The organism is Streptomyces sp. NPDC049915 (assembly GCF_040656475.1).
Classification (GTDB): Bacteria; Actinomycetota; Actinomycetes; order Streptomycetales; family Streptomycetaceae; genus Streptomyces.
Map to the genome: position 1 here is coordinate 41,052 of NZ_JBFAMH010000020.1, position 13,667 is coordinate 54,718.

At 70.5% G+C, this 13,667-nt stretch carries 15 protein-coding genes, 1 tRNA gene and 1 riboswitch; of the genes, 8 read left to right on the top strand and 8 right to left on the bottom strand.

Translation table 11 applies throughout. The features are described from left to right. Window positions 1-6: 6 nt before the first annotated feature. Entirely contained in the window at window positions 7-450 is a 444-nt protein-coding gene (locus tag AB0J12_RS28180; protein WP_363267271.1) for a type II toxin-antitoxin system PemK/MazF family toxin, read from the bottom strand. Between the two features lie 238 nt (window positions 451-688). On the opposite strand from AB0J12_RS28180, the gene AB0J12_RS28185 reads away from it, so the two are divergent. Continuing rightward, window positions 689-1,441, top strand: coding sequence for an MBL fold metallo-hydrolase (locus tag AB0J12_RS28185; RefSeq protein ID WP_363267272.1), 753 nt, complete (start codon window positions 689-691; stop codon window positions 1,439-1,441). 86 nt (window positions 1,442-1,527) lie between these two features. Here AB0J12_RS28185 and AB0J12_RS28190 read toward each other — a convergent pair whose 3' ends face one another. Together AB0J12_RS28190 and AB0J12_RS28195 are read right to left on the bottom strand one after the other, a co-directional pair. Beyond that, window positions 1,528-2,790: a PTS transporter subunit EIIC gene (locus tag AB0J12_RS28190; protein ID WP_363267273.1), complete on the bottom strand. Its 1,263-nt coding sequence runs from the start codon at window positions 2,788-2,790 to the stop codon at window positions 1,528-1,530. Window positions 2,791-3,037: 247 nt separating this feature from the next. Next, window positions 3,038-4,357: a PTS transporter subunit EIIC gene (locus AB0J12_RS28195; RefSeq protein ID WP_363267275.1), complete on the bottom strand. Its 1,320-nt coding sequence runs from the start codon at window positions 4,355-4,357 to the stop codon at window positions 3,038-3,040. A 200-nt stretch (window positions 4,358-4,557) separates the two neighbouring features. Here AB0J12_RS28195 and AB0J12_RS28200 point away from each other — a divergent pair, with 200 nt between their 5' ends. From AB0J12_RS28200 to rdgB, 4 genes are all read left to right on the top strand, one after another. Next, window positions 4,558-4,791, top strand: coding sequence for a PTS glucose/sucrose transporter subunit IIB (locus AB0J12_RS28200; RefSeq protein ID WP_363267277.1), 234 nt, complete (start codon window positions 4,558-4,560; stop codon window positions 4,789-4,791). A gap of 78 nt (window positions 4,792-4,869) precedes the next feature. Continuing rightward, window positions 4,870-5,607: a ribonuclease PH gene (rph, locus tag AB0J12_RS28205; protein ID WP_363267278.1), complete on the top strand. Its 738-nt coding sequence runs from the start codon at window positions 4,870-4,872 to the stop codon at window positions 5,605-5,607. A 120-nt stretch (window positions 5,608-5,727) separates the two neighbouring features. Continuing rightward, the gene (locus AB0J12_RS28210) at window positions 5,728-6,129 is read left to right on the top strand and encodes a hypothetical protein (RefSeq protein ID WP_363267279.1); all 402 of its coding nucleotides are present in this window, start codon (window positions 5,728-5,730) and stop codon (window positions 6,127-6,129) included. 37 nt (window positions 6,130-6,166) lie between these two features. After that, window positions 6,167-6,769, top strand: a complete 603-nt coding sequence (gene rdgB / locus AB0J12_RS28215) for an RdgB/HAM1 family non-canonical purine NTP pyrophosphatase (RefSeq protein WP_363267280.1) — start codon at window positions 6,167-6,169, stop codon at window positions 6,767-6,769. 46 nt (window positions 6,770-6,815) lie between these two features. On the opposite strand, the gene AB0J12_RS28220 is transcribed toward rdgB, so the two are convergent. The 4 genes from AB0J12_RS28220 to bcp all read right to left on the bottom strand — a co-directional run bounded on the left by AB0J12_RS28220 (window position 6,816) and on the right by bcp (window position 8,651). Then, a tRNA-Leu gene (locus AB0J12_RS28220) sits at window positions 6,816-6,898 on the bottom strand. 19 nt (window positions 6,899-6,917) lie between these two features. Then, window positions 6,918-7,409, bottom strand: a complete 492-nt coding sequence (locus AB0J12_RS28225) for an HNH endonuclease (protein ID WP_363267281.1) — start codon at window positions 7,407-7,409, stop codon at window positions 6,918-6,920. Continuing rightward, entirely contained in the window at window positions 7,406-8,044 is a 639-nt protein-coding gene (locus AB0J12_RS28230; protein ID WP_363267282.1) for an HNH endonuclease, read from the bottom strand. The genes AB0J12_RS28225 and AB0J12_RS28230 overlap by 4 nt, the downstream gene beginning before the upstream one ends. Before the next feature lie 139 nt (window positions 8,045-8,183). Next, window positions 8,184-8,651: a thioredoxin-dependent thiol peroxidase gene (gene bcp, locus AB0J12_RS28235; protein ID WP_363267284.1), complete on the bottom strand. Its 468-nt coding sequence runs from the start codon at window positions 8,649-8,651 to the stop codon at window positions 8,184-8,186. A 93-nt stretch (window positions 8,652-8,744) separates the two neighbouring features. On the opposite strand from bcp, the gene AB0J12_RS28240 reads away from it, so the two are divergent. From AB0J12_RS28240 to AB0J12_RS28250, 3 genes are all read left to right on the top strand, one after another. Further along, entirely contained in the window at window positions 8,745-9,074 is a 330-nt protein-coding gene (locus AB0J12_RS28240; RefSeq protein WP_363267285.1) for a DUF3618 domain-containing protein, read from the top strand. Between the two features lie 48 nt (window positions 9,075-9,122). Further along, window positions 9,123-9,476: a co-chaperone GroES gene (locus AB0J12_RS28245; RefSeq protein WP_363267286.1), complete on the top strand. Its 354-nt coding sequence runs from the start codon at window positions 9,123-9,125 to the stop codon at window positions 9,474-9,476. A 57-nt stretch (window positions 9,477-9,533) separates the two neighbouring features. Next, window positions 9,534-9,600: riboswitch (guanidine-III (ykkC-III) riboswitch) on the top strand. 33 nt (window positions 9,601-9,633) lie between these two features. Continuing rightward, window positions 9,634-9,954, top strand: coding sequence for a multidrug efflux SMR transporter (locus AB0J12_RS28250; protein ID WP_363267288.1), 321 nt, complete (start codon window positions 9,634-9,636; stop codon window positions 9,952-9,954). A 20-nt stretch (window positions 9,955-9,974) separates the two neighbouring features. On the opposite strand, the gene AB0J12_RS28255 is transcribed toward AB0J12_RS28250, so the two are convergent. Next, the gene (locus AB0J12_RS28255; protein ID WP_363267369.1) at window positions 9,975-12,638 is read right to left on the bottom strand and encodes a transglycosylase domain-containing protein; all 2,664 of its coding nucleotides are present in this window, start codon (window positions 12,636-12,638) and stop codon (window positions 9,975-9,977) included. Window positions 12,639-13,667: the final 1,029 nt, after the last annotated feature.

Here is a 13,667-nt window from a genome sequence, read left to right on the forward strand (position 1 = left end):
CAGCGCCTACGCCAGGTGACGGACCTGGTCCCACAGGACCGGGTCCACCACGCCCACCCGGCGGCGGAAGTCACCCACCGGCACCTCGCGCACCTCGTCCGTCTGCAGGAAGCTCGCCCGGCCCTGCGCGTCCCCCACCGAACCCGGCGGCAGCGGGATCACCCCGGCCCGCTCGTCGTGGTACTTCGTGCTGATCTTCGCCACCCGCACCCGGCGGCGCCGCACCGACAGCACCAGACACGGCCGGTCCTTGCTCCGCGGCCCGTCCTCGTAGGGCACCTGGGCCCACCAGATCTCCGCCGGCCGCGGCCGCAGCGACGCGGCCGCCGCGCGCCCCGCCGCCCGCGCCCGGCGCGCCTCGCGCCGCCCCCGCCCCCAGCCGTCCACGAGCACGGCGACGAGAACCAGCAGCACCACCGCCGCCAGCGCCAGCCACCAGGACGTGTCCATACCGACGACGTTACCGGCGCGCCCCACGCAGCGCGCCCCTGCGCTCACACCGATCCGCCGCCCGGACGCGCCCCGAACCCACAAGTTCCATCCGAACCGGTGACAGCGCAGGTGAGTTCGCCCACAACAGCCCTTGGCGGAGGAGCGACCGGGAGTTTTGCGCCTTACGCTCGACGGACCGCACGACCCCCGTCGCCCCCCTCTTTTCCGGTTCCCCGCCAGCGGAGGTTTCTGCTTCATGAAGCTCACCGTCGTCGGCTGCTCGGGGTCGTTCCCGTCCGTGGATTCGGCCTGCTCGAGCTACCTCGTCGAGGCCGACGGCTTCCGGCTGCTCCTCGACATGGGCAACGGCGCCCTGGGTGAGCTGCAGCGCCACTGCGGTCTCTACGACCTCGACGCGATCTTCCTGAGCCATCTGCACGCCGATCACTGCATCGACATGCTCGGCTACTTCGTCGCGCGCTACTACCGCCACGACGGCGGCCGCTGCGAGCCCCTGCCGGTCTACGGCCCCGAGGGTACCGAGCACCGCCTGACCACGGCGTACGCCGACACCCCGTCGGCCTCGTCGATGAGCGAGGTCTTCGACTTCCACACGGTCAAGCCGTCCACCTTCGAGCTCGGTCCCTTCACCGTGCACACCGAACGCGTGGCCCACCCCGTCGAGGCGTACGGCATCCGCATCGAGCACGGCGGGAAGATCCTGACGTACTCCGGGGACACCGGCGTCACCCCTGTCCTGGACGAACTCGCCCGGGACGCCGACCTGTTCCTGTGCGAGGCCGCGTTCACGCACGGCAAGGAGTCCATCCCCGACCTGCACCTCAACGGCCGCGAGGCCGGCGAGACCGCGGCCCGCGCGGGCGCCCGCCGCCTGGTCCTCACCCACATCCCCCCGTGGACGGACCCCCAGGTCAACCTCGCCGACGCTCGCGCGGTGTACTCCGGCCCGGTGGACCTGGCGGCCCCGAGGAAGTCGTACGACATCTGACCCCGCCTCCGGCGACGCGGAAGAAACGATCCCGGACACACGAAGGCCCCCCAGTGCTCCGGGGGGCCTTCGTGTGTGCCGGGAGGCTACTTGGCCTCGGCCTTCTGCAGCTCCGCCAGTTCCTCGTCCGACTCGCGGCCGGGGGTCGGCAGGTTGTACTTGGTGATCGCGAAGCGGAACACGACGTAGTAGACCACCGCGAAGCACAGGCCCATCAGGGCCAGGCCCCACGGGTTGCTGGCGATGCCCAGGTTCAGCCCGAAGTCGACCGCGCCCGCCGAGAAGCCGAAGCCGTCCTTCATGCCCAGCGCCCAGGTCAGGGCCATGGACACACCGGTCAGGACCGCGTGGATGGCGTACAGCACCGGCGCGATGAACATGAACGTGAACTCGATCGGCTCCGTGACGCCCGTGACGAACGAGGTCAGCGCGAGGGAGAGCATCATGCCGCCGACGACCTTGCGCCGCTCGGGGCGGGCACAGTGCACGATGGCCAGGCAGGCCGCCGGGAGGGCGAACATCATGATCGGGAAGAAGCCGGTCATGAACTGGCCCGCGTGCGGGTCACCTGCCAGGAAGCGCGCGATGTCGCCGCTCTTGCCGTGGTACTCACCGGCCTGGAACCAGGGGAAGGAGTTCAGCAGGTGGTGCATGCCGATCGGGATCAGCGCCCGGTTGGCGACACCGAAGATGCCGGCGCCGACGGCGCCCGACCCCACCAGCCACTCACCGAAGCTGTGCAGACCCGTGCCGAGGACCGGCCAGACGTAGCCGAAGACGATACCGAGGAGCAGGCCCGCGAAGGCCGACAGGATCGGGACCAGGCGGCGGCCGCCGAAGAAGCCCGCCCAGTCGGGCAGCTTGGTGCGGTAGAAGCGCTGGTATATCAGCGCCACCACGATGCCCATCACCACGCCACCCAGGACCTTGGCGTCCACCGGCGCGTCCACCATGACGACCTTGCCGTCGACGGCCGTCGCCACCTTGGGCAGGTTCTTGTCGGTGAACGTGCCCAGCACGTTCTTGAAGACCAGGTAGCCGACGACCGCCGCCAGGGCCGTCGAGCCGTCCGACTTCTTGGCGAAGCCGATCGCGATGCCCACGGCGAACAGCAGCGCCATGTTGTCCAGGATCGCGTTGCCGCCGGCCGCCATGAATCCGGCGATCTTGGTGACGAACGTGGGGAACGACTCCCGTCCCAGCATGTCCGGGTTGCCGAGGCGGACCAGCAGGGCCGCCGCGGGGAGCACAGCGACCGGCAGCATCAGGCTGCGGCCGATGCGCTGCAGGACCGCCATCGGCCCGGCGCCCTTCTTCTGTGCGGCGGGTGCCGCGCTCGCCGTGGTCATCAACTTCCTCCATTGGGCAAGGCGCCGCCAGGGGACAGATGAGGACGGCGGCGTCTCGGGAAATGCGCGGCGACAGAAACCGACGCATGGTCTACACCACTCAGTGGTGTAGACCTGTTGTAGCACGATGAAGGCGGCGTAAGGAACCCGCGATTCCGCGACCGTGGCATCACGGCCCGTACCGGCCGCAGGTCACGACGAAAAGCCCCCGGACCACAGGGGTCCGGGGGCCTCGGGACGGTGGCCGTCAGGCCTTGGTGGCGTCCTCCACCTCCTCCTCCGGCTCCCGCCCCGGCGTCTTCAGATCGAACTTCGTGATCGCGAACCGGAACACCGCGTAATACACGACCGCGAAGCACAGGCCGATCGGAATGATCGCCCACGGTTTCGTCGCCAGATTCCAGTTGATGACGTAGTCGATCAACCCCGCCGAGAAACTGAACCCGTCGTGCACACCCAGCGCCCACGTCACCGCCATCGACACACCCGTCAGCAGCGCGTGCACTGCATACAGCAGCGGCGCGATGAACAAGAACGAGTACTCGATCGGCTCCGTGATCCCCGTGACGAACGACGTCAGCGCCACCGACAGCATCAGCCCGCCGACCTCCTTGCGACGGTGCGGCTTCGCCGTGTGCGCGATCGCCAGCGCCGCAGCCGGCAGCGCGAACATCATGATCGGGAAGAACCCCGACGTGAACTGCCCCGCATGCGGGTCACCCGCCAGGAACATGTTGATGTCACCGTGCACCGGCTTCCCGCCCGGCGGCGTGTACGTGCCGAACTGGAACCAGATGGGCACGTTCAGGAACTGGTGCAGACCGATCACCAGCAGCGCCCGGTTCGCCACACCGAACACACCCGCGCCCCACGAACCCGCGTCCCGCAGCCACTTGCTGAAGCTCTCCAGACCATCACCGATCGGCGGCCACACCCACAGACACAGCGCCGCGAACGCGATCGCCACGAACGCCATGATGATCGGCACCAGCCGCCGCCCGTTGAAGAAGCCCAGCCAGTCCACCAGCTTCGTGCGATGGAAACGCACCCAGAAGAACGCCGCCAGCAGACCCATCACGATCCCCCCGAACACCCCCGGATTCTGGAACGTGAACGGCGTCACCGCCCCGACGCCCCCGCCCACAGTCACCTGGCAGCCGACGTCCGGGACCTTCGTGGAACCGCCCGGGCAGTTCTCCGGGAACTGGTGCAGCACCGAGAAGTAGACGAGGAAACCCACCACCGCCGCCAGCGCCGTCGAACCGTCCGACTTCTTCGCCATCCCGATCGCCACACCGATGCAGAACAGCAGCGGCAGACCGATCGAGCCGTCGAGCAGCGCACCGCCCGCGCCCTTCATCACCTTGGAGACGTTCGTCCAGCCGAGCCCCTCGTCGCCGAACACATCCGGCTGACCCAGCCGGTTCAGGATGCCCGCCGCCGGCAGCACGGCGATGGGCAGCTGAAGACTGCGGCCCATCTTCTGCAGGCCCTGGAAGAAACGGTTCCATCGTTCGCGCACGGGGCTCACCGGTCGCGGTTCGGCGGCGGCGCTCTCGGCACTCATGGCGGTGTCCTTCCGGCCCCTCACGGCGGGGGCGGTTTGGCGACCGTCCGTCAGCTGGTGTAGACCAGTCGCGTACGGCTCGGTTCCGCTGTCGTGATCGCCATCATTCGGTACGGACGATATGACCGCTCGCGAAATTGGGCCAACTGTGGGTTACTGCGACATAGCGGTTCGGATCAGGTAGTTCAGGGAGACGGAACATGGCCAGCAAGGCAGAGAAGATCGTCGCCGGGCTCGGCGGCATCGACAACATCGATGAGATCGAAGGCTGCATCACCCGCCTCCGCACCGAGGTCCACGACGCCTCGAAGATCGACGAAGCCGCCCTGAAGGCCGCCGGCGCCCACGGCGTCGTCAAGATGGGCACCGCCATCCAGGTCGTCATCGGCACCGACGCCGACCCGATCGCCGCGGAGATCGAAGACATGATGTGACCGAAGCCGGTCACCCATCGAGGGGCTCCTCCCCACACGGGAGGAGCCCCTCGCGCCGCTCCGGATAGGCTCAACGCCATGTCTCGCATCGACGGCCGCACCCCCGAACAACTCCGCCCCGTCACCATCGAACGGGCCTGGAGCAAGCACGCCGAAGGCTCCGTCCTGGTCTCCTTCGGCGACACCAAGGTCCTGTGCACCGCCTCCGTCACCGAAGGCGTCCCCCGCTGGCGCAAGGGCAGCGGCGAGGGCTGGGTCACCGCCGAGTACGCCATGCTGCCCCGCGCCACCAACACCCGCGGCGACCGCGAGTCCGTCAAGGGCCGCGTCGGCGGCCGCACCCACGAGATCAGCCGCCTCATCGGCCGCTCCCTGCGCTCCGTCATCGACTACAAGGCCCTCGGCGAGAACACCATCGTCCTCGACTGCGACGTCCTCCAAGCCGACGGCGGCACCCGCACCGCCGCCATCACCGGCGCCTTCGTCGCACTGGCCGACGCCATCGGCTGGGCCCAGGGCAAGAAACTCGTCAAGCCCGGCCGCCAGCCCCTCACCGGCACCGTCAGCGCCGTCTCCGTCGGCATCATCGGCGGCGTCCCCATGCTCGACCTCGCCTACGAAGAGGACGTGCGCGCCGACACCGACATGAACGTCGTCTGCACCGGCGACGGCCGCTTCGTCGAAGTCCAGGGCACCGCCGAAGCCGAGCCGTTCGCCCGCGACGAACTCGACGCCCTCCTCGACCTCGCCGTCGCCGGCTGCACCGAACTCGCCGCACTCCAGCGCGCCGCGCTCGACACCACCGTCGAAAAGTAAAAGACGCGCCAAGAAAGGCGGGCGGCCCGGGCAACCGAGCCGCCCGCCATCGCGTCAGAACGGATACCGACACGCAAGCACGTACGGGGGCCGGGGAGGCCCAGGGGAGGGACACCGCACATGGCCGCGAGCCGAGGCCGCCGCATCACCACGACCATCGCCGGGGCCATCGCCGCCGTCGCCCTCACCGCCGGCCTCACCACCGGGTGCGACGCCGTCGGCAAGGCCCTCGACTGCGTCCAGACCGCCGACTCCATCGCCGACAGCGTCACCGACCTCCAACAGGCCGTCGAGAACGCCGCGAACGACCCCACACAGACCGACCAGGCCCTCGCCGCCATCGACAAGAACCTCGACCAGATCGGCGACCGCACCGACAACACCGACCTCAACAAGGCCGTCGACGACCTCCGCAAAGCCGTCGACAACGTCCGAGCCGCCGTGAAGAACGGCGACAACACCCCCGACCTCACCCCCGTCACCGACGCGGCAGGCGAACTCACCAAGGTCTGCACACCGTGAGAGCACGTCGGCGGAGACGGCCGGGATACTGAACGGCATGACCCGCTTGATCCTCGCCACCCGCAACGCCGGAAAGATCACCGAGCTCCAGGCCATCCTCACCGAAGCCGGGCTGCCCCACGAGCTCGTCGGCGCGAACGCCTACCCCGACATCCCCGACGTCAAGGAAACCGGCGTCACCTTCGCCGAGAACGCCCTGCTCAAGGCCCACGCCCTCGCCCAGGCCACCGGCCTCCCGGCCGTCGCCGACGACTCCGGCCTCTGCGTCGACGTCATGAACGGCGCCCCCGGCATCTTCTCCGCCCGCTGGGCCGGCCGCCACGGCGACGACCAGGCCAACCTCGACCTCCTCCTCGCCCAGCTCTCCGACATCGCCGACGAACACCGCGGCGCCCACTTCGCCTGCGCGGCGGCGCTCGCACTGCCCGACGGCACGGAGCGGGTCGTCGAGGGCCAACTGCGGGGCGTACTGCGCCGACACCCCGCCGGCACGGGCGGCTTCGGCTACGACCCGATCCTCCAGCCGGACGGCGAGACCCGCACCTGCGCGGAACTGACGGCCGCCGAGAAGAACGCGATCAGCCACCGGGGGAAGGCGTTCAGGGCGCTGGTGCCGGTGGTGCGGGAGCTGGTGGGGTGAGCTGAAGCGAAACGCCCCGCACCTTCGAAACGAAGGTGCGGGGCGGTGCGGCCGGTGGGATTCGAACCCACACGGGTTTTCACCCAAGGGCTCCTAAGGCCCTCGCGTCTGCCGTTCCGCCACGGCCGCGCGCAGTGCGGTGCCTACTCTACTGGGCTGCGCTGCGGCGTCGCTGACCTCCTCTGCACCAGGTGCTGGTGACGGCGTGGCAGTTGGGACAGAGCAGCCGAAGGTTCTCCCGCCGGTTGTCGCGCCAGTCCCCGTTGATGTGGTCGACCTCCAGCGTCATCGGCTTGCCGAGCCATTCAGGGCCGACTCCGCACCTCGCACACCGCTCCGGTACACCCACCTCGTGGAGTGCGCGGCGGAGCATATGGGTTCTCGTCCGGCGCGTGCCGTCGTTCTCGACGAGGATGTCCTCCGGCCCCTTGCTGAAGGTCGGCCGCTCCCTGCCTTTCTGGTGGGCCTGGCCGAGGAAGTGTGCGGTCGAGAGATCCGCCTCGGCGATCCATTGCCGCAGCAGCGCACGCTGCGTGTCGCTGTCCGGACGGGCGAGCCGACGAAGCGTCTCGGCGGTCGAGATCGACTCCGTGACCGCCGCGCGCAGCTCATCGGGTGCGGGGCGTGGCAGCCTTCTCACCGGACACCGCCTTTACCCCGGCCCCGGTAATCGTCCGTCGTGGAGTGGCAGTTGGGGCAGAGCAGTCGGAGGTTCTCGATCCGGTTGTCCCGCCAGTTGCCGTTGATGTGGTCGACCTCCAACGGCAGCGGATGCCCTTGCCAGACCGCCTTCGTGCCGCAGCCGGCGCATCGCTCCGTTACGCCCTTGGCCTGCATCGCCCACTTGAGACGGTCACTCGGAATGCGGCGAGCCTGGCCGTCCGCCTGCTCGACGAGAATGGCCTCCGGCGTCCTCGGGCGCCACGGTTTGCCCCGGCGAGTGGGCACCTGGAAGTGGGATGTGTCGATCCCGTACGCCTTCACACGCCGACTGATGTGCGTGTGGTGGCCGCCCACCACCTCCAGCCCCAGGTGCCGCAGCACCTCGCACATGTTCGTGGAGGCCGCCACCGCCCGCTCGAGCACCTCCCTCGTCCACTTCACCTCGCGCTCGAAGTGCGAGGTGTCCACCCCAAGCCGCCTCATCCGCTCCCGGACATACCGCCGCGTCGAGCTCCGCGGATCCACCCCCAACCTCACACACGCCTCGGACAACGTCCGCGCCCCCCGAGCCGCCTCCTCCAGCCGCTCCCTGGTGTACGCACTGGCCCCCATCGAGCCCCCTCCGTCCCGGTCACGCGTTCGTGACTCACACGGAGTAACGATTGGGTTATCCGACAGTCACGCCGGGAACGGCAAGCGGCCCGCACCGGGGTTTCCCCCGGGGCGGGCCGCCGGCCTGCTCAAACGTTCCTCAGATGCCGAGGTCCTTGATGATCTTGGCTACGTGGCCCGTCGCCTTGACGTTGTACAGGGCGCGTTCGACCTTGCCGTCCTCGTCGACGACGACCGTCGAGCGGATGACGCCGACGACCGTCTTGCCGTAGAGCTTCTTCTCGCCGAAGGCGCCGTACGCCTGAAGGACCTCCTTGTCGGGGTCGGCGAGGAGAGTCACCTTCAGGGACTCCTGCTCGCGGAACTTCGCCAGCTTCTCCGGCTTGTCGGGGGAGATGCCGATCACGTCGTAGCCCGCGCCGGCCAGCAGCGAGAGATTGTCCGTGAAGTCGCACGCCTGCTTCGTGCAGCCCGGCGTCAGCGCGGCGGGGTAGAAGTAGACGATGGTCTTGCGGCCCTTGTGGTCCGCCAGGGACACCTCGTTGCCGTCGGCGTCGGGCAGGGTGAAGGCGGGGGCCACGTCCCCCGGCTGGAGTCGCTCGCTCATCGGACTAGCGTAACCGGGGGTCCTGACAGTGCGGCGGGACCAGGAACTGACAGACTGTCCACAACAGCATCCTCTTACTTCGGAGGCCGTACGGTGGCGGACACGTCGGACACGAGAACCCCGGCGCAGATCGAGGCGGACATCAGGCACCGTCGTCAGGTGCTGGCCGCGACGCTGGACGAGATCGGGGTGCGGGTGCACCCGAAGACGATCGTCGGGGACGCGAAGGCCAAGGTCGTCGCCAACCTCGACCACACGGTGGGCCGGGCCTATGTCCAGGTCAACCGGGTGGTCACGGAGGTGAAGGCGCAGTTCACGGACGAGGAGGGAGCGCCCCGGCTGGAGCGCGTGGTGCCCGTCGCCCTGGCCGTGGTCGGTGTCGTCGGTCTGCTCACGCTGAGCACCCGGCGCCGTAGGGGCTGACCCACCCACCCGCGTAGGCATCCGGTTCAGGCAGGTAGGTTCAGTGGCGTGAGCGCCAACAGAAACGACAGCACCCACGACGACAAGCTGCCCATCCGCATGCTGCACGACCGCGTCCTCGTGCGGCAGGACACCAGCGAGGGTGAGCGGCGTTCCGGCGGCGGCATCCTGATCCCGGCCACGGCGGCGGTCGGCCGGCGGCTGGCCTGGGCGGAGGTCGTCGCGGTGGGGCAGAACGTGCGGACCGTGGAGCCGGGCGACCGGGTCCTGTACGACCCGGAGGACCGGGCGGAGGTCGAGGTGCGCGGCATCGCGTACGTGCTGATGCGCGAGCGCGATCTGCACGCGGTGGCCGCCGACCGGTTCGAGGGCTCGGAGGACTCCACGGGCCTGTATCTGTGACCTGACGGTCCTGAAGGGGCTGGTGACCATGGTCACCAGCCCCTTTGTGCTGCCCTTTGCTACCTTCGAAGGAGACCGCCCGACGAGACGCGCCGTACCGGGCTCATCGCAAAGACGACGCACCCCCGTTCAGAAGTGATCTTCCGGAGGTGCCGTCATGGCCTGGGTTCTGCTTGTCGTCGCCGGTCTGCTCGAGGTCGGCTGGTCGGTCGGGATGAAGTACAGCGAGGGATTCACCCGGCTGTGGCCGAGCGTGTTCACCGGTGCCGGCATCGTCGTGAGCATGGTGCTGCTGTCGTACGCCGCGCGTTCCCTGCCCATCGGTACGGCCTACGGCGTGTGGGTGGGCATCGGCGCGGCCGGTGCGGCGGTGCTCGGCATGGTGGTGCTCGATGAGCCGGCCACCGCCGCCCGGATCTTCTTCATCTGTCTGCTGCTGGTCGCCGTCGTGGGGCTGAAGGCGACGTCCGGCCACTGAACGGGCCGATGGAGCCCTGGCTAGGGGGACGTGCCGCCGTTGGTCGTTCCGGTGTCCGTGCCGCCCCCGCCGTCGGTGCCCCCGCCGGTGGCGGTTCCCCCGCCGCCGGTGGTGTCGCCCGTGGTGCCCTGGCCGCCGGTGGTGCCTCCGCCGCCGTTGGTGCCGGTGCCGCCGGTGGTCGGGGTGCCGCCGGTCGTGCCGCCGTTGGTGCCGGTGCCGCCGGTGGTCGGGGTGCCGCCGGTCGTGCCGCCGTTGGTGCCGGTGCCGCCGGTGGTCGGGGTGCCGCCGGTCTGGCCCTGCGTCTGCCCCTGGAGCTGACCCTGGGTGCCCTGGCCGCCGGTCGTGCCGGTGTCGCCGGTCGTGCCGCCGTCGGTGCCGCCGACCGTGCCGGTCTGGTCCTGGCCGGGGTCGCTGGGCGGGGCCTGCGGGGTGTCCGCGCCGTCCTCCAGTTCCAGGTCGAAGTCGCTGACGGGCGTGTCCTTCAGCGCGTCCTTGGTGTACTGCGCCCAGATCTCGGTGGGCGCGCCGCCGCCGTTGATGCGGTCGAGGCCCAGCGCGCCGTACAGCGGCTTGTGGGCGGCGGTGTCCGGGTCCTGGCCCATCACCGACACGACGGTGGCGAGGTCCGGGGTGTATCCGGCGAACCAGGCGGCGGTGTCCTTCTCGGCGGTGCCGGTCTTGCCCGCGGCGGGGCGGTCGGCGGCCTGCGCGGCGGTCGCGGTGCCGTTGTCGACGACGCTCTGGAGGATCGCCGTGGTGGTGTCGGCGGCTTCGCGGCTGACGGCCTGGCGGGTCTGCCGCGAGGGCAACGGGACGGTCTCGCCGTCCTTGGTGATCTTGTCGATCAGGGTGTACGTGCCGTGTTTGCCGTGGTTGGCGAGCGTGGCGTAGGCCTCGGCCATGTCCAGCACGCTGGCGTTGGCCACGCCGAGTGCGATCGACGGTGAGGCGTAGAGCTCCTTGGTGTCCGTGGGCAGGCCGAGGTCGATCGCGGTCTGCTTGACCTTGGCGGGGCCGGCGTCGACGGCCATCTGCGCGTACACGGCGTTGACGGACTTGTCGGTGGCCTCGCGGACGGTGATGGGGCCGTAGGAGCGCTGGTCCTCGTTCTCGGGGGCGTAGCTGTCGCCGTCCCAGCCCTGGACCGGCCGCTTGTTGGTGCCGTCGTAGATGGTGTTGGGGGTGATGGGGCGGCCGTCCTGGGTGGTGGCGCCGTTCTCCACGGCCGAGGTGAACACGAACGGCTTGAAGGTGGAGCCGACCTGGAAGTCCCCGCGGGTGGCGCCGTTGGTGTACTGCTTGACGTAGTCGATGCCGCCGTACATGGCGACGACCTTGCCGGTCTTCGGGTCGACGGAGGCGCCGCCGGACCGGACGTACCGGTCGGCCTTGTTGTTCTTCTTGTCGAGCTTGCTGACCAGTTTGTCGTTGACGGCTTGGACGAAGGCGTCCTGCTTGTCCTTCTGCAGGGTGGTGGTGATGCGGTAGCCGCCGCGCTCCAGGTCGTCGGGGTCGAGGATCTTGTTGTCGCGCAGGTAGTCCTTGATGGCGTCGACGATGTAGCCGCGCTGGCCGGACATGCTGGTGGGTGCGGTGGCCTGCTTCGGCGCGGGGAACTTCATCCCGGTCCGCTCGGCCTGGGGCAGCCAGCCCTTCTTGACCATGCCGTCCAGGACGTAGTTCCAGCGGGCTTCGGCGGCGCGGCGGTTCTCGGGGTGGGCGACGACGTCGTACTCGCTGGGGGCGTTGAGCAGGGAGGCGAGGTAGGCGCCCTGGGCTGCGTCCAGGTCGACGGCGTCGACGCCGTAGTAGGCGCGGGCGGCGGCCTGGATGCCGTAGGCGTTGCGGCCGAAGAAGCTGGTGTTGAGGTAGCCCTCGAGGATGCGGTCCTTGCTCGTCTCGCGGTCGAGCTTGATCGCGATGAAGAACTCCTTCACCTTGCGGGTGACGGTCTGTTCCTGGCCCAGGTAGTAGTTCTTCACGTACTGCTGGGTGATCGTGGAGCCGGACTGCTTGCCCTTGCCGGTGGCGGTGTTCCAGGCGGCGCGGACCATGGCCTTGGGGTCGACGGCCGACTCGGTGTAGAAGTCGCGGTCCTCGGCGGCGAGCACGGAGTGCTGTGCGGCCTTGGAGACCTGGGCGAGGGAGACGCTCTCCCGGTTGACGTCGCCGTCGCGGGCGATCTCGCTGCCGTCGGCGTACAGGTACACGTTGGCCTGCTTGGTCGCGACCGCGTTCGCCGAGGGGATCTTCACCATGGAGTACCCGAGGAAGAAGGCCCCGGCCACGGCCAGCACACCGATGACGAAGGTGCCGAGCAGCATCCGCCAGGTCGGGAACAGCCGCCGCCATCCGGTACGGCGGGGCCGTTTGCCCTTCTTGCCGCCGCCGGAGCCTCCTCCGCCGCCGGTCCCCCTGTCGTCGCCGGTCCCGCCGGTCCCTCCGGCGCCGGTGGCCTGCATGGCCGCGGTGGCCGCGGCGGGGCCGGTGGCTCCGGCGGCGGTACGCGTGGACGCGGGGGAGTGCGGGGCCCCGCCGGTTCCGGCCGCGTGCGCGGTGGCGCCGGCCTGGGCGGCCGCGGTGGCCGGGGCGGTGGCCTGGGTGGTGGCGGTGCTGGGTGCGCTGCGGGCACCGCGGGTGGTTGCGGCTCCACGGGCGGAACCGGTGGCCAGCGGGGAGGACATGGCGCCCGCGGCACTCGCGGGGGGTACGCCGCCGGCCGCACTCGCGGGCGGTACGGCTCCTGTGGCGCCCGGGGACGATACGGCGGCGCCCGCGGCGCTTCCGGCCGACACGGCGCCTGCGCCCCGCGACGCGAACCGCGTGGCCCGGGGGTGACGGTCTGCGCCGCCGGTGGCCTTGCCGGTGGCCTGCGTGTCGCCGGTGGCCGGTCCCGCCGTGGCGGACTCGGCTGCCGGAGTCTGTGCGCCGCCCGGGGCACGCGTGCCCTTGGGCTGCCGCCCGGTGCCGACGGCGCGGAGGACCTGGGTGGTGTCGGAGTCACCCTCGGGTGCGGGCGCGGTGTCCCGCCCGGCCCTGGCGGCCCTGGCGGCCCGCGTGCCGGAGACCGGTCCGACTGCGGTGCTCTTGCCGGCGCCCCCGACTTCGTCGGCCTGTCCGGTTTCGGTGCGCTTGGCGGTGCGTGCTGCCTCGGCGGCCTGTCCGGCTCCGGTGCCCTTGGCGGTCCGCGCGGCGTCGGCGGCCTGCCCGCCCCTGGCGCCTCCGGCGGCCTTGGCGTCCCGCCCAGCGCCGTCGGCCCGCCCGGCCGCGTCGGCCTGCGTGCCGGGGGCCGGTCCGGTCCCGCCGTCGGTGGCGTCCCGCCCGGCCCCGTCGGCCTGCCGGTCGGCCCCCGCGGTCCCGTCGGCCCGTTCGGCCCCCGCCGCCCTCGCGGCCGCCGCCGCACGCGCGGCCCTGGCGACTCGGGCGGCCTTGGGGTCGGCGCCCGGCCCGGGCTCCTGCTTCGCCGAGCCCGGGTTCGGCTGCTGCGGCTCGTCGCTCATCTCGTGCACGGACTCCTGTTTCGCGTCGTACGTTCTCGTACGGCCTACTACGCCTGCCGGCGCCCACATGCGCCGTCAGCGCCCACTTACGCCACCGGCGCCCCCATTGAAGACTCTCGCAGCGGGCGTTCCGTTCCCGGGGGGCCCCGCCCCGCTCCGCCTCCGGCCGGAAAACGCGTGGCGGACCGCGGCGGACACGCACTAGGCTCCTGC

Bases quoted from the DNA above. Each gene is read 5' to 3' on its own strand.
- AB0J12_RS28180 (WP_363267271.1), bottom strand. From the start codon at position 450: ATGGACACGTCCTGGTGGCTGGCGCTGGCGGCGGTGGTGCTGCTGGTT.
- AB0J12_RS28185 (WP_363267272.1), top strand. From the start codon at position 689: ATGAAGCTCACCGTCGTCGGCTGCTCGGGGTCGTTCCCGTCCGTGGAT.
- AB0J12_RS28190 (WP_363267273.1), bottom strand. From the start codon at position 2,790: ATGACCACGGCGAGCGCGGCACCCGCCGCACAGAAGAAGGGCGCCGGG.
- AB0J12_RS28195 (WP_363267275.1), bottom strand. From the start codon at position 4,357: ATGAGTGCCGAGAGCGCCGCCGCCGAACCGCGACCGGTGAGCCCCGTG.
- AB0J12_RS28200 (WP_363267277.1), top strand. From the start codon at position 4,558: ATGGCCAGCAAGGCAGAGAAGATCGTCGCCGGGCTCGGCGGCATCGAC.
- rph (WP_363267278.1), top strand. From the start codon at position 4,870: ATGTCTCGCATCGACGGCCGCACCCCCGAACAACTCCGCCCCGTCACC.
- AB0J12_RS28210 (WP_363267279.1), top strand. From the start codon at position 5,728: ATGGCCGCGAGCCGAGGCCGCCGCATCACCACGACCATCGCCGGGGCC.
- rdgB (WP_363267280.1), top strand. From the start codon at position 6,167: ATGACCCGCTTGATCCTCGCCACCCGCAACGCCGGAAAGATCACCGAG.
- AB0J12_RS28230 (WP_363267282.1), bottom strand. From the start codon at position 8,044: ATGGGGGCCAGTGCGTACACCAGGGAGCGGCTGGAGGAGGCGGCTCGG.
- bcp (WP_363267284.1), bottom strand. From the start codon at position 8,651: ATGAGCGAGCGACTCCAGCCGGGGGACGTGGCCCCCGCCTTCACCCTG.
- AB0J12_RS28250 (WP_363267288.1), top strand. From the start codon at position 9,634: ATGGCCTGGGTTCTGCTTGTCGTCGCCGGTCTGCTCGAGGTCGGCTGG.
- AB0J12_RS28255 (WP_363267369.1), bottom strand. From the start codon at position 12,638: ATGTCCTCCCCGCTGGCCACCGGTTCCGCCCGTGGAGCCGCAACCACC.